The sequence below is a fragment of the Streptomyces agglomeratus genome, assembly GCF_001746415.1.
Classification (GTDB): domain Bacteria; phylum Actinomycetota; class Actinomycetes; order Streptomycetales; family Streptomycetaceae; genus Streptomyces; species Streptomyces agglomeratus.
Map to the genome: position 1 here is coordinate 3,728,655 of NZ_MEHJ01000001.1, position 22,424 is coordinate 3,751,078.

The window sequence follows — 22,424 nt, forward strand, 5'->3', positions numbered from 1 at the left end:
CCACTCGTGGTGACCACGAGCCGTGACCACTAGCGGTCACCACTAGCCGTGACCGCTCGCTGTGCCTACTCCTCGGAAGCCGACGCCGACGCGTTGGAGGCCGTCGCCTTCTTGGCCGGAGCCTTCTTCGCGGCGGTCTTCTTCGGGGCCGCGGCGGTGGTCGTCTTCGCCGTGGCCGTCTTCTTGGCAGCCGTCTTCTTCGCCGCGGCGGTCTTGGCCGTCGTCGTCTTCTTGGCGGCCGTCTTCTTCGCCGGGGCCTTCTTGGCCGGAGCCTTCTTGGCGGTCTTCTTCTTCGCCGGGCCCTTGGCGCGCTTCTCCGCGAGGAGCTCATAACCCCGCTCCGGGGTGATGTCCTCCACGCTGTCGTCGGTCCGCAGCGTCGCGTTCGTCTCGCCGTCCGTGACGTACGGGCCGAAGCGCCCGTCCTTCACGACCACCGGACGCTCGCTGACCGGGTCGGTACCCAGCTCCTTGAGCGGCGGCTTGGCGGCCGCCCGGCCCCGCTGCTTGGGCTGGGCGTAGATCGCCAGCGCCTCTTCGAGCGTGATCGAGAAGAGTTGGTCCTCGGTCTCCAGCGAGCGCGAGTCCGTGCCCTTCTTGAGGTACGGGCCGTACCGGCCGTTCTGCGCGGTGATCTCGACGCCCTCGGCGTCCGTACCCACGACGCGCGGCAGCGACATCAGCTTCAGCGCGTCCGCCAGCGTCACCGTGTCCAGTGACATGGACTTGAAGAGCGAGGCCGTGCGCGGCTTGACCGCGTTCTTGCCGGTCTTCGGAGTGCCCTCGGGAAGGATCTCCGTGACGTACGGGCCGTACCGGCCGTCCTTCGCCACGATCTGGCGGCCCGTCTCCGGGTCGGCGCCCAGCTCGAAGTCGCCGCTCGGCTTGGCCAGCAGCTCCTCGGCGTACTCGACGGTCAGCTCGTCCGGCGCCATGTCGTCCGGCACGTCGGCGCGCTGATGGTTCTCGCTGTCCTTCTCGCCGCGCTCGATGTACGGGCCGTAGCGGCCCACCCGCAGCACGATGCCGTCGCCGACCGGGAACGACGAGATCTCACGGGCGTCGATCGCACCGAGGTCGGTGACGAGCTCCTTGAGACCGCCGAGGTGGTCGCCGTCGCCGTTGCCCGCGTCCGCCGCGCCGCCCGGTGCGACACCGGCGTCGGCGTCGCCCTCACCGAAGTAGAAGCGCCGCAGCCACGGCACGGCCTGCGCCTCGCCGCGCGCGATGCGGTCGAGGTCGTCCTCCATCTTGGCGGTGAAGTCGTAGTCGACGAGCCGGCCGAAGTGCTTCTCCAGCAGGTTGACCACGGCGAAGCTCAGGAAGGACGGCACGAGCGCCGTGCCCTTCTTGAAGACGTACCCGCGGTCGAGGATCGTGCCGATGATCGACGCGTACGTCGACGGTCGGCCGATCTCGCGCTCTTCGAGCTCCTTGACCAGCGACGCCTCGGTGTAGCGGGCCGGCGGCTTCGTCGCGTGCCCGTCGACCGAGATCTCCTCGGAGGTGAGCGCGTCGCCCTGGGCGACCTGCGGCAGCCGGCGCTCGCGGTCGTCGAGCTCGGCGTTCGGGTCGTCGGCGCCTTCGACGTACGCCTTCATGAAGCCGTGGAAGGTGATCGTCTTGCCGGAGGCGGAGAACTCGGCGTCGCGGCCGTCGCTCGCCCGGCCGCCGATCTTCACCGTCACGCTGTTTCCGACGGCGTCCTTCATCTGGGAAGCGACGGTGCGCTTCCAGATCAGCTCGTACAGCCGGAACTGGTCGCCGCTCAGGCCCGTCTCGGCGGGGGTGCGGAAACGGTCGCCGGAGGGGCGGATCGCCTCGTGCGCCTCCTGGGCGTTCTTGACCTTGCCGGCGTACGTGCGGGGCTTGTCCGGCAGGTAGTCGGCGCCGTACAGCTGCGTCACCTGGGCGCGGGCCGCCTGGACCGCGGTGTCGGACAGCGTCGTGGAGTCCGTACGCATGTAGGTGATGAAGCCGTTCTCGTACAGCTTCTGGGCGACCTGCATCGTGGACTTCGCGCCGAAGCCCAGCTTGCGCGATGCCTCCTGCTGGAGGGTCGTCGTACGGAACGGGGCGTACGGCGAGCGGCGGTACGGCTTCGACTCGACCGAGCGGACGGCGAACGGCGAGTCGGCGAGGGCGTCGGCCAGGGCGCGGGCGTTGGCCTCGTCGAGGTGAAGGACATCACTCTTGAGTTGTCCCACGGAGCTGAAGTCGCGGCCCTGGGCGATACGCCTGCCGTCGACCGTCGTCAGGCGGGCGACCAGAGAGGACGGGTCGGAGGCGTCACCGGTGCGTCCCGTGGAGAACGTACCGGTCAGGTCCCAGTACTCAGCAGAACGAAAAGCGATGCGCTCGCGTTCCCGGGCGACGACGAGACGTGTGGCGACGGACTGGACACGGCCGGCGGACAGCCGGGGCATGACCTTCTTCCACAGGACCGGCGAGACCTCGTAGCCGTAGAGACGGTCGAGGATGCGGCGGGTCTCCTGCGCGTCGACCATGGGCTTGTTGAGGTCGCGCGGGTTGGACACGGCCTCGCGGATCGCGTCCTTGGTGATCTCGTGGAAGACCATCCGGTGGACCGGGACCTTGGGCTTCAGGACTTCCAGGAGGTGCCACGCGATGGCTTCGCCCTCGCGGTCCTCATCGGTGGCGAGGAAGAGTTCGTCGGACTCCGCGAGGAGGTCCTTCAACTTCCTGACCTGGGACTTCTTGTCGGCATTGACGACGTAGATCGGCTGGAAGTCGTTCTGTACGTCGACGCCGAGGCGGCGCACCTCGCCCGTGTACTTGTCGGGCACCTCGGCGGCGCCGTTCGGGAGGTCGCGGATGTGCCCGACGCTCGCCTCGACGACATAACCAGGGCCGAGGTAGCCCTTGATCGTCTTCGCCTTGGCGGGCGACTCGACGATGACGAGTCGGCGGCCGCCGTGTGCGGTCTCGCTGGTCGGGGACAACTTGGCTCTTCTCTCCGGTCGACACTCAGTGGTCCGTACGTGACGCTGCGGAGTGTGACGGTACAACCCGTCCCCGTGTCAAACGGCAAAAGCCCGCAACGGCCACTCGAACGGTAACCCGACTCCCGGCATTCCTGCCGCCCGGACCGCCCGACCGCCTCTGCGGGACCCCTCTGAAGACCTCGTGGAGATGCCGTGTGGATCTCTTCCGATCAGATCCGGCCGAAACACCACACTCCGAGAACGACGAAGGCAGCTCCGAATGCCGTGGCCAGCGCGAAGGAGATCACGGGGCTCGTTCCGTACGCCACCGGCGCGCGGTGCAAAGCACGCGCCCCTGTCCACCACAGCAGCCCGGCCCCGAATATCGTGAACGCCGCCCCGGCGAAGATTCCCGGCCCGCTCTCCATCCCCGCACCCCTCACATCGCCGCGGTCGGCCGACCTGGCTCCCCGGACGGTGAGGCTGGCAGCCCCGGATCACCGTGCGGCGACCTGGGCGCGAACGGCCGGTGAACGGCGCGTGGGGGCCAGGGGCGCCCCGGGCGAGCCGCCCGCGCACCGGCGGGTCGGCCCTGTGCGGCTCGACCCGGCGGCTAGGTCCAGCGGTTCGCTCGCTGTGCGGCTGGGCCCGGCGGCGCTCCCATGCGGTCGGTCCAGCGGCTCCGTCCTGCGGCTCGCTCCCCTGTGGTCGGTCCGGCGGCTCCGTCCGGCCGCTCAGTCCAGCGGCTCCAGGAACGCCTGCTCGACCAGCAGCCGGATCGCCTCGGGCGTACGGTCGCGCAACAGCACCGGGTCCTCGCCGAGCAGCTGCGCGATGGCGTCGAGGATGCGTCCCGCACTGAGAGACCCGTCGGACACCCCGGCGAAGCCGGCGCCGACCGTGTCGACCTTCGTCGCTCGCCGCATCCCTCGGTTCTGCCGGAGCACCACGTACTCCGGGTCCTCCGCGCCCGGCAGCCCGATCTGCTCCTGCACGACCTCGTCGGCCAGCTTGAAGTGGCCGGCGAGGAGCGCCGCGTCGTCGTGTGTGCGCAGATAGTCCTGGCGCTCGAAGTGGGCCCGTACGACCGGACCGAGAGGCTGTTCGACCGGGTGCGGCCACTCCTCGACGGTGATCGAGGGGTTCTCGGCGCCGGACTTGCGCAGCGTGATCCACCCGAAGCCGACGCCCTTGGTCTTGTGCGCCTCGAACTCGTCCAGCCAGGCGTCGTAGCGCGCGGCGTACTCCGCGGGGTCGGTGCGGTGGTCGCCGCTGTCGCGCAGCCACAGTTCGGCGTACTGCGTGACGTCCTGCACCTCGCGCTGCACGATCCACGCGTCGCATCCGCGCGGCACCCAGGAGCGCAGCCGCTCCTGCCACTCCTCGCCCTCCACGTGCTGCCAGTTGGCGAGGAACTGCGCGTACCCCCCGTCGTTCAGCCGCTCCCCCGCTCCCTGAACGAGCGTGCGGCACAGATCGTCCCCGCCCATCCCGCCGTCGCGGTACGTCAGCCGCGCACCCGGCGAGATGACGAAGGGCGGGTTGGACACGATCAGGTCGAACGTCTCGTCACCCACCGGCTCGTAGAGCGAGCCCTCGCGCAGATCGGCCTCGGGCGCCCCGGACAGACCCAGCGTCAGCCGGGTGAAGTGCAGGGCGCGCGGGTTGAGGTCGGTGGCGGTGACGTGCACGGCGTGCTGCGCCGCGTGCAGCGCCTGGATGCCGGAGCCGGTGCCGAGGTCGAGGGCTCTGGAGACCGGCGTACGAACCGTGATCCCGGCGAGCGTGGTGGACGCGCCGCCGACCCCGAGGACGACGCCCTCGTCCCGGGTGCCCGCGCCACCGGCCCCGCCGACCGCGCGGCCGAGGTCGGAGACGATGAACCAGTCCTGGCCCTCCTCGCCGCCGTACGGCCGCACGTCCACGGTCGCCCGTACGCCGCCGCCCGCGCTGTCCTCGCCGGCCACCGTGTCGCGCACCAGCCAGCCGTCGGCCAGGCACTGCTCCAGGGGCAGGGCGGCCCCGGCGGCCGAGGACGGGACGGTCTCCTGGAGCAGGAAGAGCCGTACGAGTGTTTCGAGCGGGCTGTCGCCGCGCGTGGCCCGCAGCGCGGGCACGGTCTCGCTGCGGGCGAGCGCGGCGTACGCGGGCGCGCCGAGCAACTCCAGCAGCCCGTCGGCGGTGAAGTCGGCGGCGAGGAGCGCGTCGCGCAGGCGGGCGGAGCTTTCGGGCGCGGGAAGGCTGGTCGTACTCACCCGGCCATTGTCACCGCTCGCACTGACAAAAACCGCGCGGCCCGGCCCCTCCGGGGGATACCGGGCCGCGCGGCAGGGCCGTACGAGCGCTCTGCCTACGCCTTCGCGTCGGGCGAGGCGGTGTTGCTCGCACCAGGCTTCTGGCAGCCGGGCTGCTTGGCCATCGCCTTGCCCACCTCGCCGGACTGGAGCTTCTGGAGCGCCTGGTCACCGCTCTTGCTGATCTTGCTCAGCTCGTCCGCGACGCCCTTGAGGCCGTCCGCGAACTTCGCCTGGTCGCTGGTGTCGAGCCCGTCGACCTGCTTGCGCAGGTCGGCGTAGGCCGCCGAGGAGTCGTTCAGCTCCTTGACGGCTTCCTTCTGGGTCGTCTCGCCGTCCTCGACCGGCGGTGCGCCCGCCTTGTCCACGGCGGTGCCCATCGCCTTGTAGGCGTCCGAGATCTGCTGGAAGGCCTGGGAGTCGGTCCGCTGGACGTCGGCGGGCTTGCTGTTGTCCGCGGTCTGCTTCTGGATGGAGGCGTTGGCGTCCGAGATCTTCTTCAACTGGGGCTGCACCTGGTCGCAGACCGTCTTCGCCCAGTCGTCGACCTCGTTGTCGCTCTCGTCGTCGCTGCACCCGGACAGCGCCATAACCAGTACAGCGCCGCCGGACAGCGCGGCCGCAAACTTCTTGTTCACCGGATTGGTCCCTTCCAAGGCTCTCGGCCCCGGAACATACACGCCAAGTGGGCGACATCCTCATGCCGTACGTCCGGTTCATAGGCTATTGAAGCCATTTGCACCAAGGGAGAGACGCCTCACGAAACACCTCCCGGGACAGCCCGCTCCCGGCCCGGAAACGGGTGCGGCGGGCGGACGCCGCGTCAGAACGCGCCGCCCGCCCGCCGTCTGAGCAGGTGTGACGAGTTCTCCTACGAGACGACCTTCGACGACACCGGCGGATCCGCCGGCCGGGGAATCGCTCCGGAGGCGCCTCCGGAGTTGTCTTCGTCACCCACGGCGATTCCGCGCCGCTTGGAGACGTACACAGCGCCGACGATCACCAGGATGGCGAGCGTCGCCACCACGGCCCGCGCCCCGGCGTTGGCGTCGTCGCCGTAACTGAACTGCACCACCGCCGGGGCGATGAGCAGCGCCACCAGGTTCATCACCTTCAGCAGCGGGTTGATGGCGGGACCGGCGGTGTCCTTGAACGGGTCGCCCACCGTGTCACCGATGACGGTCGCGGCGTGGGCGTCACTTCCCTTGCCGCCGTGATGGCCGTCCTCGACGAGTTTCTTGGCGTTGTCCCACGCCCCACCGGAGTTGGCGAGGAAGACGGCCATCAGCGTGCCGGTGCCGATGGCGCCCGCGAGGAACGCGCCGAGCGCGCCGACGCCGAGCGAGAAACCGACCGCGATCGGGGTCAGGACGGCGAGGAGACCCGGTGTGGTCAGCTCACGCAGCGCGTCCTTGGTGCAGATGTCGACCACACGGCCGTACTCCGGCTTCTCCGTGTAGTCCATGATCCCGGGGTGCTCGCGGAACTGCCGCCGCACCTCGAAGACCACCGCGCCCGCCGACCTGGACACCGCGTTGATCGCCAGCCCCGAGAAGAGGAAGACGACGGCGGCGCCCAGCATCAGGCCGACCAGGTTGTTCGGCTGCGAGATGTCCATCTGGAGGCCCAGCTCGCTCACCTTGGCCCCGACGTCGTCGCGGGCCGTCGCGATGGCGTCCTTGTACGAGCCGAAGAGGGCCGCCGCCGCGAGGACCGCGGTGGCGATGGCGATGCCCTTGGTGATGGCCTTGGTGGTGTTGCCGACGGCGTCGAGGTCGGTGAGGACCTGCGCGCCGGCGCCCTCGACGTCGCCCGACATCTCGGCGATGCCCTGGGCGTTGTCGGAGACGGGGCCGAAGGTGTCCATGGCGACGATCACGCCGACGGTGGTGAGCAGGCCGGTGCCGGCGAGGGCGACCGCGAAGAGCGCGAGCATGACCGACGTACCGCCGAGCAGGAACGCGCCGTACACGCCCAGTCCGATGAGCAGCGCGGTGTAGACGGCGGACTCCAGGCCGATGGCGATACCGGCGAGTACGACGGTGGCGGGGCCCGTCAGCGAGGACTTGCCGATGTCCCTGACAGGGCGCCGGTTCGTCTCGGTGAAGTAGCCGGTGAGCTGCTGGATCAGGGCCGCGAGCACGATGCCGATGGCGACGGCGACGAGCGCCAGCACCCTCGGGTCGCCGTCGTGTGCCATGACGACGGAGTCGGTCACACCGTCCAGGTCGGCGTACGAGGACGGCAGGTAGACGAAGACCGCCACCGCCACGAGGACGAGGGAGACCGCCGCCGAGATGAAGAAGCCCCGGTTGATGGCGGTCATTCCGCTGCGGTCGGCGCGCCGCGGGGCGACCGCGAAGATGCCGATCATCGCGGTGACCACGCCGATCGCCGGAACGATCAGCGGGAAGGCCAGTCCGGCGTCGCCGAAGGCGGCCTTGCCGAGGATGAGCGCCGCGACGAGCGTCACGGCGTACGACTCGAAGAGGTCGGCCGCCATGCCCGCGCAGTCGCCGACGTTGTCGCCCACGTTGTCGGCGATGGTCGCGGCGTTGCGCGGGTCGTCCTCGGGGATGCCCTGCTCGACCTTGCCGACCAGGTCGGCACCCACATCGGCGGCCTTGGTGAAGATGCCACCGCCGACGCGCATGAACATGGCGATGAGCGCGGCGCCGAGACCGAAGCCCTCCAGGACCTTGGGCGCGTCGGCCGCGTAGACGAGGACCACGCAGGCGGCGCCGAGCAGGCCGAGGCCCACCGTGAACATGCCGACCACACCGCCCGTACGAAAAGCGATCTTCATCGCTTTGTGCGAGACAGCCGTAAGATCCTTTTCCGGCTCGCCTTCCGCCGGAGTGGCTTCACGCGCGGCTGCCGCCACTCGCACATTACTGCGTACGGCCAGCCTCATCCCGATGTAACCGGTCGCCGCCGAGAAGAGCGCGCCGACCAGGAAGAACACGGAACGCCCGGCGCGCTGCGACCAGTTGTCGGCCGGAAGCAGGAAGAGCAGAAAGAACACCACGACAGCGAAAACGCCGAGTGTGCGCAACTGCCGGGCAAGGTAGGCATTCGCTCCTTCCTGCACCGCCGCCGCGATCTCTTTCATCTTGTCGGTGCCTTCGCCGGCCGCCAGTACCTGACGTACCAGCAGCTGGGCGACGACCAGGGCCGCCAGTGCCACTACGGCGACGACGATCACGATGATCCGGTTCTCGTCGGTCAGTACCGCGGCCGCGAGAGTAGAGGGGTGATCCAGCTGATCCGTTGTGAAGTGCCCCGCCATTCGTCCTCCTTGACGCTCAGCGCTCAAGATGTGGACGGATTGTAGGGAGCGGAACCTGATCAAAACAGAGCGCCGCAAACCGAATTGACCTTCGCTTGCCACTCAGCAAATGATCCAGTTCCGTAAACCCCTCAGAATCGGTAATGGGGCAGACGCATTCATGCTTTCCGAATGATCTCCACCAAAGATCCCGAGAATGATCCGGAGAATGATCCGAGAAATACGAAAGGCCCTGCTCAGCAGGGCCTCACGTAAAACATCCGGTCCGTGGGGACCGGCGGTGGATCAGGAGTGGATCAGGGAACAACGGTCGCCGGCGTCGTCGGCCAGCTCATACGGATGGTGCCACCGGACACGCCTGTGACGACTTCGACGTCGTCGACGAGTCCACTGATGACCGCCAGACCCATCTCGTCCTCACCGTCGGAATCGGCGTCGGAGTCGACGGACTCGGACTCCGACCCGGGCTCCGTGGTGCTGCGCACCCCGGGGACCGACCCGGCCGCACCGCCACCCGAACCGGGCACCTCGTCCCCGACCTCGATGGAGAACGACTTCTCCTCCTCGGTCAGTGCGACCCGGACCGGAGCCGAGATGCCGTTGCTGCGGTGGAGTCCCACCGCACGGGTGCACGCTTCGCCGACCGCGAGGCGGACTTCGTCCAGCACCGCCTCGTCCACCCCGGCCCGGCGCGCCACAGCGGCCGCCACCAGGCGGGCCGTCCTGACGTGCTCGGGCTGGGCGCTGAAGCGGAGTTCAACGGTGGCCATCTGCGGTCCCCCTCGGACGTACGGGCGTGCTTTTCAGAGGCCCCGACCCTGCGGACCGGCGCCCCTGTCCTTCTTCCGGTCTCCCGGAAGCCGTCAGTCGGTGGCGTTGACGGCTTCGTCGACCGAGGTGTGAATGGGGAACACCTTGGTCAGCCCGGTGATTCGGAAGATCTTGAGAATGCGCTCCTGGTTGCAGACCAGTCGCAGCGAGCCCTCATGGGCCCGGACACGCTTGAGCCCTCCCACGAGCACGCCGAGTCCGGTGGAGTCGAGGAAATCCACGCCCTCCATGTCGACGACCAGGTGGTAACTGCCGTCGTTCACCAACTCGACCAACTGCTCGCGCAGCTTTGGCGCGGTATACACATCAATCTCGCCACCGACCTCGACGACCGTACGGTCGCCACCAGGTCCAGACACGTTGCGAGTCGACAGGGACAGGTCCACGGATCCTCCAGCACCTTGCTATCGAGCGGCCGCCCCCCTGAGGTCTCCCCGGCGGAGCCAGAGGACGGAACGCCAGCCGCGATGGCATTCAATCACTTACCTGCAGGCATGCACGATGCCTTGGAACCATTGTCCGCTACGCCAGTGACACACTCGGTGCCGATGGCCAAGAATCACCGTCCCAGCAGACCTACGGAGAACGCGGGCCCGCGCCCCTCTCCGCGTACGGTCCTCGACCGGCTCACCGCAGGCGAGAGCCGGTCCTCGCGCATCACTCATACGGAGCACTTGCCCCCACGTGCGGGTTCTCATGCAGTGTGGCCCGACCGCATCCGCGCCGAAGTGATCGCGGCGATCCAGGCCGCCGGGATCGAGCACCCCTGGACCCACCAGGCGCAGGCCGCGGAGTACGCCCTGGACGGCGATTCCGTGGTCATCGCCACCGGTACCGCGTCCGGAAAGTCGCTCGCCTATCTGGCCCCCGTGCTCAGCACCCTCCTCGACGGCTCCGAGGCGCCGAACGGACGCGGCGCGACGGCCCTGTACCTGGCCCCCACCAAGGCGCTCGCGGCCGATCAGCGCCGCGCGGTGAAGGCGCTCGCCGCGCCGCTGGGCAACGCCGTCAGGCCGGCGGTGTACGACGGCGACACGCCGGTGGAAGAGCGCGAATGGGTACGTCAGTACGCCAACTACGTGCTCACCAATCCGGACATGCTTCACCTGGGAGTCCTCCCGTCCCACCCCCGCTGGGCCTCCTTCCTGCGCGCCCTGCGCTACGTCGTCATCGACGAGTGCCACACCTACCGCGGCGTCTTCGGATCGCACGTCGCCCAGGTGATCCGGCGGCTTCGCCGCCTGTGCGCCCGCTACGGCGCGAATCCCGTCTTCCTGCTCGCCTCGGCCACCTCCGCGGAACCCGCCGTGTCCGCGGGCCGCCTGACCGGCCTCCCCGTGCGGGAGGTGGCGGACGACGCGTCACCGCGCGGCGAACTGGTGTTCGCCCTCTGGGAACCGCCGCTCACCGAACTCCGCGGCGAAAAGGGCGCACCCGTTCGGCGGACGGCGACCGCCGAGACCGCCGACCTCCTCACCGACCTGACCGTGCAGGGGGTCCGCTCGGTCGCCTTCGTACGCTCCCGGCGCGGCGCCGAGCTGATCGCCCTCATCGCCCAGGAACGCCTGGCCGCCGTCGACCGGTCGCTTCCGGCCCGGGTCGCCGCCTATCGGGGCGGCTACCTGCCCGAGGAACGCCGCGCCCTGGAACGCGCCCTGCACTCCGGCGAGCTCCTCGGTCTCGCCGCGACCACGGCACTGGAACTCGGCGTCGACGTGTCGGGCCTGGACGCGGTCGTCATCGCCGGGTACCCCGGCACCCGCGCCTCCCTTTGGCAGCAGGCGGGCCGGGCCGGCCGGTCCGGGGAGGGCGCCCTGGCGGTGCTCGTGGCCCGCGACGACCCGCTGGACACGTACCTCGTCCACCATCCCGCCGCCCTGTTCCGCCAACCGGTGGAGTCGACCGTCCTCGACCCCGCCAATCCGTACGTCCTCGCCCCCCATCTGTGCGCCGCCGCCGCGGAGGTCCCGCTCACCGATGCCGACATGGAGCTCTTCGGCCCGGCCGCCGCCGGGCTGATGCCTCAACTGGAGTCCGCCAACCTGCTCCGCCGCCGGGGCAGGTCCTGGTACTGGACCCGCCGTGAGCGGGCCGCCGACCTCACCGACATCCGGGGTGAGGGCGGCCGCCCCGTCCAGATCGTCGAGGCGGAGACCGGCCGGCTGCTGGGCACGGTCGACGCGTCCGCCGCCCATGCGTCCGTCCACGACGGCGCGGTCCACCTCCACCAGGGCCGTACGTACCTGGTGCGGCATCTGGACCTGGAGGACCCGCACGGCGCCGTCGCCCTGGTCGAGGAGGCGAACCCGCCGTACTCCACCACCGCCCGGGACACCACCGCCGTCTCCGTCCTGGAGACGGACACCGAGATCCCCTGGGGCGAAGGCCGCCTCTGCTTCGGCTCCGTCGAAGTCACCAACCAGGTCGTCTCCTTCCTCCGCAGAAAGCTGATCACCGGCGAAGTGCTCGGTGAGACCAAACTCGACCTCCCTCCCCGTACGCTCCGCACCCGCGCCGTGTGGTGGACGGTCACCGAGGACCAGCTCGACGCCGCGCGCGTCGACCCGGAGCAGCTGGGCGGCGCCCTGCACGCCGCCGAGCACGCGTCGATCGGAATGCTCCCGCTCTTCGCCACCTGCGACCGCTGGGACATCGGCGGTGTCTCGGTGCCGCTCCACCCGGACACCCTGCTGCCGACGGTCTTCGTGTACGACGGCCACCCGGGCGGCGCGGGCTTCGCCGAGCGGGCCTTCCACACCGCCCGCGCGTGGCTGACGGCCACCCGTGAGGCGATCGCCTCCTGCGAGTGCGAGACGGGCTGCCCGTCCTGCATCCAGTCGCCCAAGTGCGGCAACGGCAACGACCCCCTGGACAAGCGGGCCGCCGTCCGCCTCCTGACCGTCCTCCTCAGGGGAGCCCAGTCCGCCCCGGATGTCGCGGATACCGGGGAGACGCCGGGTGCGCCGGATACACCGGAGCCCCCCGATGCCGCTGAGAGGCCCCCGGAGTGAGCCTTGCGCCCACGGGACCGGCGGGGCCCGCACGGGCCCTCACAGCCACGCTGTACGGCCCTGTGCGGGCCTCCGCGGTGACGTCGGAGGTCTCACCGCGCACGGAACATCTCACGAGGCGCACCTCCTGAGCCGCGGCCACCCCGGCCGCCTCGTCGCACGCGGCGGCCTCTCCCCGGCTCCAGTGCCCCGCCGCCGCGAGCGCCGCCAGGTCGGCCGCGCTACCCGCCCGGTGCCGGGCCAGGATCGCCTGCCCGGCAGCCAGCACCCCGGCGAACACCACACACAGCACAGCCACCACCACGACCCCCCACACAGTGGCCGACCCCTGCTCGGCCCTCCCTGCCCGGACGCTCCGGCCCTTCCCGTCCCGGACGCTCCAGCACCTTCCGGCCGGGCCGCCGAAGCCGTGCCGCCTCCCCCTCACACCGCCACCCCCACGCTCTCCTCGGCCGGCGCGACCGCCTCGGCCCGTAACGTCAGGGACAGCGCTCCCAGGCCGGGTGCCGGGGCCTCGACCGCCACCCGGACCCGGCTGCCGTCCCGGCTGATCGTGACGCGCGCCCCGCGCGGCGCCGCCTGCGGTTCCTGCCGCGCGGCGGCCCTGGCGCCCGCTCTCGCCGCGTCCACGCACTGGATCTGCGCCAGGGTGGCCACCAGCGCCCAGACCAGGGTCATGGCGAAAAGCACCAGCGCCGGCACCACCACGGCCGCCTCCGCCGTGACGTAACCCCTGTCCGTACGCCGGCCGGCCTCAGAAGGGGACATCGAGCGCCCTCCCGACCACCGCTTCCAGAGCCGACGAGACCATGTCGCTCGTGACCACTTTGTAGAGCACCGAAGCGAAGGCGCAGGCCGCGATCGTCCCCATCGCGTACTCCGACGTCGTCATCCCCGCGTCCCCGCCGCCGGCCGCCCCGGACGCCCGCTCCCGCATCCACTTCCACATGTCGCCCCCAAGGTCAGTTGCCGTTCATCGGTCAGTTGCCGTTCATCAGTCCGCCTGCCAGTCCGATCACCACGGGCGCCACTCCGGCCACCAGGAAGGCGGGCAGGAAACACAGGCCGACCGGCCCGACCATCAGCACACCGGCCCGCTGGGCCCGAGCCGAGGCTTCCCGGGCCCGTTCGGCTCTCAGGCCTTCGGCCAGCCGGGCAACAGGTTCCGCCGCCGGAGCGCCGGAGGCGCCCGCCCTTTCCAGACAGCGGGCCAGCCCCGCGGCCCCCGGTATCGCGCCGAACCGGCCCCACGCGTCGGCCGGTTCGCCGCCGAGCCGCAGTTCGGCGGCCGCCCGTGCCAGCCGCTCACCCACCGGGCCGCCGAGCGAATCCCCCACGGCCTCCGCCGCCTCGCGCGGCCCCGCGCCCGCCGAGATGCAGGCCGCCAGAAGATCGGCCGCCAGCGGAAGTTGCCGGGTGTCGACCGGCACGTCCTCGCGCATCCCGCGCCCGCGCTGCCACCGCCACGTCCCGTACGCCGCGACCGCCCCCAGAGCCCAGCCGAGCACCCCGCCGACCAGCACGCAGCCGATGGCGGCGGCCCCCAGCGGTGGCCCCCAGCGCAGGACCCGCGCGCCGTGTTCGTGCCGCCACCGCCATGCGCGCCTGAAGACCGGGCCGGCCGCCCCGGCTGCTCCCGCCACCTCCACGGCCAGCAGCGAACCCAGCCGCTTGCGCAGCAGCCGCTCCCGCCGCTCCCCAGCCACCGCGAAGCCCAGCCAAGCCGTCAGAGCCACGACCGACACCATCACCCCCAGCCTGTGGAAAACCTCCGCGCTCATGAGCCCTCCCCGTGCCGTACGATCCGCCGGGCCCAGAACAGACCCGCTCCCTCCAGCAGCCCGCCGACCAGCAGGCACCCGAGCCCGGCCGGCGTGTGCAGCAGCACCCGCAGCGGTCCGGCCCCCAGCGCGGTCCCGATCAGCAGCCCGGCCAACGGGAGCAGCGCCAGGAGCGCCACCGTCGCCCACGCCCCCGTCAGCTGGGTCCGCAGGTTCTCCCGCTCGTCCCGCTCGGCACGCAGCGCGCTCTCCAGCCGGTCGAGCCCCGGCCGCCAGGCCGGCGCCCCCGTCCACCGCCACCCGCCAGCACGCGGCGACCCCCACGTGCCCTTCCGCTCCCGGCTCACCTGCCGCCCTGCGCAGCGCCTCCGGTACGTCGCCGCCGAACCGCGCAGCCGCCATCGCCTCGGCCTCCGCGGCACCCAGCCCACCGGTGCCCGCGGCGGCGGTGATCAGGGCCTGCCCCGGCTGTCTCCCGGCTCGCAGCTCACCTGCCACCGCCCCGCACAGCGCGACGACCGCATCCGCCCGCCGCTTCCGCTGCCGGCCCCGCTCCCCGGCCCGCAGCCGGCGCCCCACCAGCGGCACCGCCACCGCTCCGGCCACCAGCGGCAGCACTGATTCGCCCAGCACGGCGACGAGCACCGCCAGCGGCATACACAGGCACTCCCGCCGCAGTCGCCCCCTCAGCCGCTCCCGCGCCAGCGCCACCACCCGCTCCCCCAGCACGCCCGGACGGCCCGGATCCACCGCCCCGCCCGCGAACATCAGCCGCCCGCGCCGCAGGTCCCGGTCCCGCCCGGCCAGCAGCCACGCCGCCGCCCCCGCGCACAGCACCGCCGCGTACACGGGTCCCGTCCCTGCACCCGTCACAGCGCACCCCCGATCAGCGCCCGCAGCCGGGGCCAGCCGCGTTCGTACGAGAAGGCCTCCGCACCCCACCGCAGGGCCGGCACGGTCACCACCAGACCGGCCGCGTCACGCTCCAGCACATGGACCTCGGCGACCCGCCGCGTCCCGCCCGGGCCTCGCGCGAGATGCACGACCACCGCGAGGGCCGCCGCCAACTGGCTGTGCAGCGCCGCCCGGTCGAGCCCTGCCGCCGCACCCAGCGCCTCCAGCCGCGCCGGGACATCCGTCGCCGCATTCGCGTGCACGGTGCCGCACCCGCCCTCATGGCCGGTGTTGAGCGCGGCGAGGAGCTCCGTGACTCGGGCCCCCGCACCTCGCCGACCACCAGGCGGTCGGGCCGCATCCGCAGCGCCTGGCGCACCAGATCGCGCAGCGTGACCCGCCCCGCGCCCTCCTGGTTCGCGGGTCGCGATTCCAGCCGCACCACATGCGGGTGATCGGGCCTCAGCTCCGCGGAGTCCTCGGCCAGCACGATCCGCTCCCGCTCCCCCACGAGCCCGAGGAGCGTCGAGAGGAGCGTGGTCTTCCCCGTGCCCGTGCCTCCACTGATCAGGTACGAGAGCCGGGCTTCGACGACCGCCCGCAGCACCGCCTCACCGCCGGGCGGCACCGTCCCCGCTCCTACAAGCTCGGCCAGCGAGAATGCCTTCGGCCGCACCACCCGCAGCGACAGGCACGTGGACCCGACGGCCACGGGTGGCAGCACCGCGTGCATCCGTGTCCCGTCGGGCAGCCGGGCGTCCACCCAGGGCCTCGCGTCGTCCAGCCGCCGCCCGGCCGCCGCCGCGAGCCGTTGGGCGAGCCGGCGCACCGCCGCCGCGTCCGCGAAGCAGACGCCGGTGAGTTCGAGCCCGGCGCCCCGGTCCACCCACACCCGGTCCGGCGCGGACACCAGCACGTCCGTCACCGAAGGGTCGGCGAGCAGTGGTTCAAGGGTCCCGGTGCCCACCAGCTCGCACCGCAGCTCCTCCGCCGCGCCGAGCACCTCCGCGTCTCCCAGCAGCCGCCCCTGTGCCCGCAGCGCGGCCGCGACCCGCGCCGGTGTCGGCTCCGCCCCGCTCTCCGCGAGCCGCTGCCGCACCGCGTCCAGCATGCGCGCGGTCATGAGACACCGCCCCCGGCGAGTGCCTGCTCCCAGAAAGCCGTACAGAAACGAGCCAGCGGTCCACGGGCGCTGCCTCCCGGCGGCGTTCCATCTGCCTGCGCCTCCAGGAGCCCCGCCTCCACCGGCAGCTCGCCGGCCAGCGGAAGCCCAAGCAGCCTCGCCACCGTCTCGTCGTCCAGGCCCGCGGCGTACGGTCCGCGCACCACCACCCGCAGGTCCCGCAGCACCATCCCGGCGGTCGACACGACGCGGCTCGCCGCCGCGACGGCCCGCAGCTCGGCGGGCACTACGAGCAGGCCCAGGTCCAGTTGGGCCAGTGCCTCGGCCACGGCCTCGTCAACCCGGCGCGGCAGGTCAACGACCACGACGCCACCCCGCCGCCGCGCGGCGGCCAGCACCGCGCGCATCGCTTCCGGCGGGATCACCACCCGGTCGCCGCGGTCCCAGCTCAGCACGCGCAACGCGTGCAGCTCGGGGAGCGATTCCTCCAGCGCGCCACTGCCGACCCGCCCTCGGGATTCGGCGAAATCCGGCCACCGCATGCCTTCCACGGCTTCCCCGCCGAGCAGTACGTCGAGGCCGCCGCCCAGCGGATCGCCGTCGACGAGCATCGTGCGCTGCCCCGTGCGGGCCGCGGCGACCGCCAGCGCGCAGGCCAGGGTCGAGGCTCCCGCGCCACCCCGCCCGCCCAGCACGCCGACGGTGAGTGCCTGCCGCCCCACTCCTTCCGCGACATCTGCGATGCGCTCGACCAGCCAGCTCTCGGCGTCGGGCAGCCGCAGCACATGGTCGGCGCCGATTTCCACCGCGCGCCGCCACACGCCGGGGTCGTCCTGGTCCTTGCCCACGAGCATGACGCCGCGTCTGCGGGCGCCACCCCGCTCGATGACGGCCCCGCGTACCCGGTCGGCGGCGTCGTCACCGACCAGGACCAGCGGCGCGCTCTCCCAGCTCCCCCTGCGCTCGGGCACCGCGTGATGGACTTCCGGCTCGGCCCCGGCCGCGGCGCACAGCCGCAGCAGATCATCGAGCAGGTCGACGTCCTCGGTGACGATCAGCGGACCTCCCTGCCGCGCTTCCGCGGTCTGCGGTCGGTCGGGTGTCATGGATCCGGCCACGATCTCCGCCCCCTCTCACTGCGATTCCTTCTGTCCGCGAACTTCGCGAACGGAATCACCGTGGGGGGATCAGGAAAATCATGTGGATCTTGCTGAAAAGCTGGGGACAACTGACGCGTTGTGAATATCCCGCTCACCTATACCAGTGACTTCCGGAGAGCTGCGGAACGACTACGAAGCGTGACGCGTCTCATGAGTGGAAGGCCGCTGGGCCACGGGGCCACGAGGGGGAGAAATGATCGGAACCGGCGAGCAGAAAAGCATCCGGACATGCGACGACCCCCGTCGGGGGGAGAACGGGGGTCGTCTCCACGGCCGACTCGGGGGGGGAGGAGTCGGACCGGGGTAGCACGGTCGCGAACGATCCGTGACTTCCATGGTGTACCCGAGAGCCTTCTCAGGCAAACCCACGCGCCACAGCGTACGCCGAATGGTGGGCGCCTATGCTCACCTCGTGGAAAAACGCTCCTTGCCGCGAACAGCCGCCTTCTTCGACCTCGACAAGACCGTCATTGCGAAGTCGAGCACGCTGACCTTCAGCAAGTCCTTCTATCAAGGCGGACTGATCAGCCGCAGAGCCGCGCTGCGGACGGCGTACACCCAGTTCGTCTTCCTCGCCGGTGGCGCGGACCACGACCAGATGGAGCGCATGCGCGAATATCTGTCCGCGCTCTGCAAGGGGTGGAACGTCCAACAGGTCAAGGAGATCGTCGCCGAGACCCTGCACGACCTGATCGACCCGATCATTTACGACGAGGCGGCCTCGCTCATCGAGGAGCACCACACCGCCGGCCGGGACGTCGTGATCGTCTCCACGTCCGGCGCGGAGGTGGTCGAGCCGATCGGTGAGCTGCTGGGCGCCGACCGTGTCGTGGCGACCCGGATGGTCGTGGGCGACGACGGCTGCTTCACGGGGGAGGTGGAGTACTACGCGTACGGCCCCACCAAGGCCGAGGCGATCAAGGAGCTGGCGGCGTCCGAGGGGTACGACCTGGCGCGCTGCTACGCGTACAGCGATTCGGCCACCGATGTCCCGATGCTGGAGTCGGTCGGCCACCCCTACGCCGTCAATCCGGACCGGGCGCTGCGTCGCGAAGCGCTCGCGCGCGAGTGGCCGGTTCTCGTCTTCAACAAGCCGGTGCGACTCAAGCAGCGGCTGCCCGCCTTCTCCATGCCGCCCCGCCCCGCGCTCGTCGCCGCGGCCGCGGTCGGAGCCGCGGCGGCCACCGCGGGCCTGGTCTGGTACGTCAGCCGCAGGCCCGGCCGGCGGGCCCGTCGGCGATACGAAACCTTTGCCCGTATTTGAAACAAACGGCGAGAAGCCCGTCCAGGGCTTTCACTTCCCCGACTTCAGGAGTACAAAGGATTTAACGGCCCGCGAGACCAGGGACATCCGAGAGGATGACCTATAACGCAGTAAGGCCCCACGGACCGCGCATGGAAGCTGAGCACCCACGCGACGTCGACCCGTCGATTACGGGCCAGCCGCACCAGGTGACGGGCAAAGTTCCCGACCTGATGGGCATAAATTCGAGGACGCATGGTAACTCGGCGGACATGCCAGCGGCGGTACCGCTCACCGGTACCGCCGCAACCCTTGTCCGCGCCGGGAACGACCCCGCGACCCACTCGCCGGAGCCGGTACGGCCAGGCACAGGCCCGCGGTCCGGCGGTCTCTCAGGCGGCTCCGCGCTGAAGCGCCTCGCACACGGCCGTCGACTCCCTGGCCCCCAGCTCCACCGCGCGCCCGCAGTGCGTGATCCACGACGCCATGCCCTCAGGCGTACCCGACACGTATCCGTCCAGCGCGGCGACGTATGCCGCACGCCCGAGTTCCCCGTGCCCGACCTCGGCCGGGCAGACCGACTTCGGGTCGAGGCCGCTGCTGATCAGAACGATCCGCTCGGCGGTGCGGGCCACCAGGCCGTTGTGCGAGCCGAAGGGGCGAAGCGCCATCAGTTCGCCGTGCACCACGGCCGCGGTCACCAGGGCCGGCGCGGAGCCGCCCGCGATGATCAGTTCCGAAAGCCCTTCGAGCCTGCCCGCGACCTCGTCGGCGCCCGGCAGCGGCAGCTCGACCAGCGGCTCGTCCACCGGCTCGCCCGCGAGCCGAGGCCGCCCCACCAGCTCGTCCGACACTCCCGCGCCGCCCGCCGCGACCAGATGCAGCCGGGCCAGTACCCGAAGCGGTGACTGGCGCCAGATGGACAGCAGCTGTCCGGCCTCAGCGGTCAGCCGCAGCGCGGCGCCGACCGTACGGGACTCCGCATCGATGCTGAAGTCGGTACGCCGGCGCACCTCCTCCAGGGCCCAGTCGGCGCCCGACAGCGACGCCGACCCGCGCGCGCCGCGCAGCGCGGCCTCCGCGGTGATCTCGTTGCTGCGGCGCCGCATGACGCGGTGTCCGTAGACCCGGTCGACGGCCTTGCGTACGGAGTCCACGGCCTCGGGCACGCCGGGCAGCGCGCCGAGCGCCGCGAGTGGATCAGCTGTCGTACTCATAAGTAAGGAGCCTACGCACCCCGGGCACGCACCCCACCTTGGAGTGGTCTTCTTCACTCACTGTGCGCACACCACGCAATCATGCGATTACCCTTGGTGAACATGAAGATCGCTTTCGTAGGGAAGGGCGGCAGCGGCAAGACGACGCTGTCCTCGCTCTTCATCCGCCACCTCACCGCCAACGAGGCCACGGTCATCGCCGTGGACGCCGACATCAACCAGCACCTGGGGGCCGCCCTCGGCCTCGACGAGGCGGAGGCCGCGGCGCTGCCCGCGATGGGTTCGCACCTGCCCCTCATCAAGGACTACCTGCGCGGCTCCAACCCCCGGATCACCTCCGCCGAAACGATGATCAAGACAACACCGCCGGGAGAGGGGTCGCGCCTGCTGCGAGTGAGCGAGGACAACCCGGTCTACGACGCGTGCGCCCGCACCGTCCGGCTCGACGACGGTGAGATCCGGCTGATGGCCACGGGCCCGTTCACCGAGTCCGACCTGGGCGTCTCCTGCTACCACTCCAAGGTCGGGGCGGTCGAGCTGTGTCTCAATCACCTCGTCGACGGCCCGGAGGAGTACGTGATCGTCGACATGACGGCCGGCTCCGACTCCTTCGCCTCGGGCTTGTTCACCCGTTTCGACATGACCTTCCTGGTGGCCGAGCCGACCCGTAAGGGCGTGTCCGTGTACCGCCAGTACAAGGAGTACGCCCGGGACTACGGCGTATCGCTCAAGGTCGTCGGCAACAAGGTGCAGGGCCAGGACGACATCGAGTTCCTGCGCGAGCAGGTGGGCGACGATCTGCTGGTCACCGTCCGGGCGTCCGACTGGGTCCGTTCGATGGAGAAGGGGCGCCCCTCCCGCTTCGAGCTTCTGGAGGCCGACAACCGCCTCGCCCTCCAGACCCTTCAGAACGCCGCGGAGGACTCCTACGCGGAGCGGGACTGGGAGCGCTACACGCGCCAGATGGTGCACTTCCACCTGAAGAACGCGGAGAGCTGGGGCAACGCGAAGACGGGCGCCGACCTGGCTGCCCAGGTCGACCCCGCCTTCGTGCTCGGGGAGCGGTTCGCGGAGGTCAGCGCAGCTCAGCCTGCTTGACCGGGGTGACAGCCCCGGCGTCCGCCCGCGCGGCGCCGGGGCGTCCGGCACCTTCCTGCCCGGCACCTTCCTGCCCGGCGTCCTGCGGAGCGGCGTTGTCCCGAGCGGCGCCATCCTGCCCGGCGCCGTCCGTGGCGACACCCTCCCTCTCAGCCCCCTCCCGCTCGGCCCCCGGGTGCGTGGCATCCGGGTGCGTGGCATCCGGGTTCCCCGCTCCCGGCTGTCGCGCGCCCGGGGCGGCCGAGGACGGGGGGCTCAGGAATGACGCCCAGCCCTCCTTCGGGGCCTCGCCGACCTCCAGGGTGCGCATCTTCGCCAGCACCTGCGGGTCCTGTGCGTCCAGCCAGTCGGCGACCTGCCTGAATGACACGCAGCGCACCTCCTTCTTCACGCACACCGTCTTGATCGTCTCCTCGATGGCGCGCATGTACGTGCCGCCGTTCCAGGACTCGAAGTGGTTGCCGATGATCAGCGGAGCGCGGTTTCCGTTGTACGAGCGGTCGAACGCCTGGAGCAGCCCGTCGCGCATCTGGTTGCCCCAGAAGGTGTGCCGGGACGGATCGCCCTTGACCGTTCCCGACTGGTTGACCATGAAGTTGTAGTCCATCGAGAGCGTCTCGAAGGCCCGTCCCGGCACGGGGACAAGCTGGAGCGGCATGTCCCACAGCCCCTCGGTCTTCTTCGGCCACACCTGCTTGCCGACTCCGCTGGAGTCGTAGCGGAAGCCCAGCTCCTTCGCCGCCAGCATCATGTTCTTCTGCCCCTCGAGGCAGGGGGTGCGGGCGCCGACGAGTTCCTTGTCGTAGTCGAAGGGCAGCGGCTTGGCGTTCTTCAGGCCCGAGTTGGTCTTCCAGCGCTTCACGAACGCCTTGGCCTGCGCGATCTCGCTCTTCCACTCCTCCGTGGACCAGGTGCCGACGCCGCCGTCCTTGCCGCAGAAGTGGCCGTTGAAGTGCGTGCCGATCTCGTTGCCGTCGAGCCAGGCGGCGCGCAGCTGATCGACGGTGTCACTGATGCCCGCGACGTCGTTGAAGCCGATGTCGGAGCGCCCCGGGGAGTGCTGCGGCGGGTCGTAGAGGTGCCGCTTGTCCTCCGGGAGCAGGTACACGCCGCTGAGGAAGTACGTCATGGTCGCGTCGTACTTCTTGCCGACCTCGCGGAAGTGGGAGAAGAGCCGCTGGCTGTCCTCACCCGCCCCGTCCCAGGAGAAGACGACGAACTGGGGCGGCTTCTGACCTGGCTTCAGCCGCTCCGGCCGCGTCAGGTGCGGCTGTTTCCCGGTGTACGCCGTCGAGCCGTCGCCGATCAGACGTACCGCGCTCTTGGGCGCCGCCTTGGGCACGTCCTTCTTCGCCCCCTGGGCACCCTGCCCGGTGCCCCCGGCACCCGGACCGGCCGGTCCCGAGCAGGCGGCGAGTGCGCCGGCCAAGGTCACGGCGGTGACGCCGAAGACGATTCTCTTCGTGGCGGCCATCATTCCGCCCACCCACTTCCGTCAGTTCGTATGCGCTGGAATACCGACATAGCGGTGCAAATTT

Annotated in this window: 17 protein-coding genes and 2 pseudogenes; 3 read left to right on the forward strand and 16 right to left on the reverse strand. The window is 70.9% G+C overall.

Annotation, left to right across the window (positions count from 1 at the left end):
• Positions 1-65: 65 nt before the first annotated feature.
• From topA to AS594_RS16115, 7 genes are all read right to left on the reverse strand, one after another.
• A complete protein-coding gene (gene topA, locus AS594_RS16085; RefSeq protein ID WP_069927688.1) occupies positions 66-2,963 on the reverse strand; it encodes a type I DNA topoisomerase in 2,898 nt (965 codons plus the stop codon).
• A gap of 212 nt (positions 2,964-3,175) precedes the next feature.
• The gene (locus AS594_RS16090; RefSeq protein WP_069927689.1) at positions 3,176-3,373 is read right to left on the reverse strand and encodes a hypothetical protein; all 198 of its coding nucleotides are present in this window, start codon (positions 3,371-3,373) and stop codon (positions 3,176-3,178) included.
• A 306-nt stretch (positions 3,374-3,679) separates the two neighbouring features.
• Entirely contained in the window at positions 3,680-5,200 is a 1,521-nt protein-coding gene (locus AS594_RS16095) for a DUF7059 domain-containing protein (protein WP_069927690.1), read from the reverse strand.
• Between the two features lie 95 nt (positions 5,201-5,295).
• On the reverse strand, positions 5,296-5,877 hold the full coding sequence (locus AS594_RS16100) for a small secreted protein (protein WP_069927691.1): 582 nt from the start codon (positions 5,875-5,877) through the stop codon (positions 5,296-5,298).
• Between the two features lie 233 nt (positions 5,878-6,110).
• Entirely contained in the window at positions 6,111-8,528 is a 2,418-nt protein-coding gene (locus AS594_RS16105) for a sodium-translocating pyrophosphatase (protein WP_069927692.1), read from the reverse strand.
• A 296-nt stretch (positions 8,529-8,824) separates the two neighbouring features.
• Entirely contained in the window at positions 8,825-9,298 is a 474-nt protein-coding gene (locus AS594_RS16110; protein ID WP_069927693.1) for an ATP-binding protein, read from the reverse strand.
• A gap of 93 nt (positions 9,299-9,391) precedes the next feature.
• Positions 9,392-9,745 (reverse strand): STAS domain-containing protein, encoded by a 354-nt coding sequence (locus AS594_RS16115; protein ID WP_028810414.1) that lies wholly within the window; start codon positions 9,743-9,745, stop codon positions 9,392-9,394.
• An 81-nt stretch (positions 9,746-9,826) separates the two neighbouring features.
• Here AS594_RS16115 and AS594_RS16120 point away from each other — a divergent pair, with 81 nt between their 5' ends.
• Entirely contained in the window at positions 9,827-12,370 is a 2,544-nt protein-coding gene (locus AS594_RS16120; RefSeq protein ID WP_079148187.1) for a DEAD/DEAH box helicase, read from the forward strand.
• Here the strand turns inward: AS594_RS16120 and AS594_RS41090 are convergent.
• The 7 genes and pseudogenes from AS594_RS41090 to ssd form a co-directional block, all read right to left on the reverse strand.
• Entirely contained in the window at positions 12,267-12,797 is a 531-nt protein-coding gene (locus AS594_RS41090) for an Rv3654c family TadE-like protein (RefSeq protein WP_069932786.1), read from the reverse strand. The two genes, AS594_RS16120 and AS594_RS41090, sit on opposite strands and share 104 nt — an antisense overlap.
• Complete coding sequence (locus tag AS594_RS16125; protein WP_069932785.1) at positions 12,794-13,138, reverse strand: TadE family type IV pilus minor pilin; 345 nt, start codon at positions 13,136-13,138, stop codon at positions 12,794-12,796. Before AS594_RS16125 ends, AS594_RS41090 begins: the two co-directional genes overlap by 4 nt.
• Complete coding sequence (locus tag AS594_RS16130; RefSeq protein WP_069927696.1) at positions 13,125-13,319, reverse strand: DUF4244 domain-containing protein; 195 nt, start codon at positions 13,317-13,319, stop codon at positions 13,125-13,127. Before AS594_RS16130 ends, AS594_RS16125 begins: the two co-directional genes overlap by 14 nt.
• 31 nt (positions 13,320-13,350) lie before the next feature.
• Complete coding sequence (locus AS594_RS16135; RefSeq protein ID WP_069932784.1) at positions 13,351-14,151, reverse strand: type II secretion system F family protein; 801 nt, start codon at positions 14,149-14,151, stop codon at positions 13,351-13,353.
• Positions 14,148-15,024, reverse strand: a pseudogene (locus AS594_RS16140) (type II secretion system F family protein). The gene AS594_RS16135 and the pseudogene AS594_RS16140 overlap by 4 nt, the downstream one beginning before the upstream one ends.
• A pseudogene (locus tag AS594_RS16145) lies at positions 15,021-16,168 on the reverse strand (TadA family conjugal transfer-associated ATPase). Before AS594_RS16145 ends, AS594_RS16140 begins: the two co-directional pseudogenes overlap by 4 nt.
• Positions 16,165-17,286 (reverse strand): septum site-determining protein Ssd, encoded by a 1,122-nt coding sequence (ssd, locus tag AS594_RS16150; protein ID WP_069927698.1) that lies wholly within the window; start codon positions 17,284-17,286, stop codon positions 16,165-16,167. The pseudogene AS594_RS16145 and the gene ssd overlap by 4 nt, the downstream one beginning before the upstream one ends.
• Before the next feature lie 430 nt (positions 17,287-17,716).
• On the opposite strand from ssd, the gene AS594_RS16155 reads away from it, so the two are divergent.
• Positions 17,717-18,592: an HAD family hydrolase gene (locus tag AS594_RS16155; RefSeq protein WP_069932783.1), complete on the forward strand. Its 876-nt coding sequence runs from the start codon at positions 17,717-17,719 to the stop codon at positions 18,590-18,592.
• Between the two features lie 371 nt (positions 18,593-18,963).
• On the opposite strand, the gene AS594_RS16160 is transcribed toward AS594_RS16155, so the two are convergent.
• Positions 18,964-19,788, reverse strand: coding sequence for a Fic family protein (locus AS594_RS16160; protein WP_069927700.1), 825 nt, complete (start codon positions 19,786-19,788; stop codon positions 18,964-18,966).
• A 102-nt stretch (positions 19,789-19,890) separates the two neighbouring features.
• Between AS594_RS16160 and AS594_RS16165 the strand changes: the two genes are divergently transcribed.
• Positions 19,891-20,886 carry an ATP-binding protein gene (locus AS594_RS16165; RefSeq protein ID WP_069927701.1) on the forward strand — a complete coding sequence of 332 codons (996 nt, stop codon included), beginning with the start codon at positions 19,891-19,893 and terminating at the stop codon, positions 20,884-20,886.
• On the opposite strand, the gene AS594_RS16170 is transcribed toward AS594_RS16165, so the two are convergent.
• Positions 20,864-22,363 carry a polysaccharide deacetylase family protein gene (locus tag AS594_RS16170; RefSeq protein ID WP_107357927.1) on the reverse strand — a complete coding sequence of 500 codons (1,500 nt, stop codon included), beginning with the start codon at positions 22,361-22,363 and terminating at the stop codon, positions 20,864-20,866. The genes AS594_RS16165 and AS594_RS16170 overlap by 23 nt on opposite strands.
• Positions 22,364-22,424: the final 61 nt, after the last annotated feature.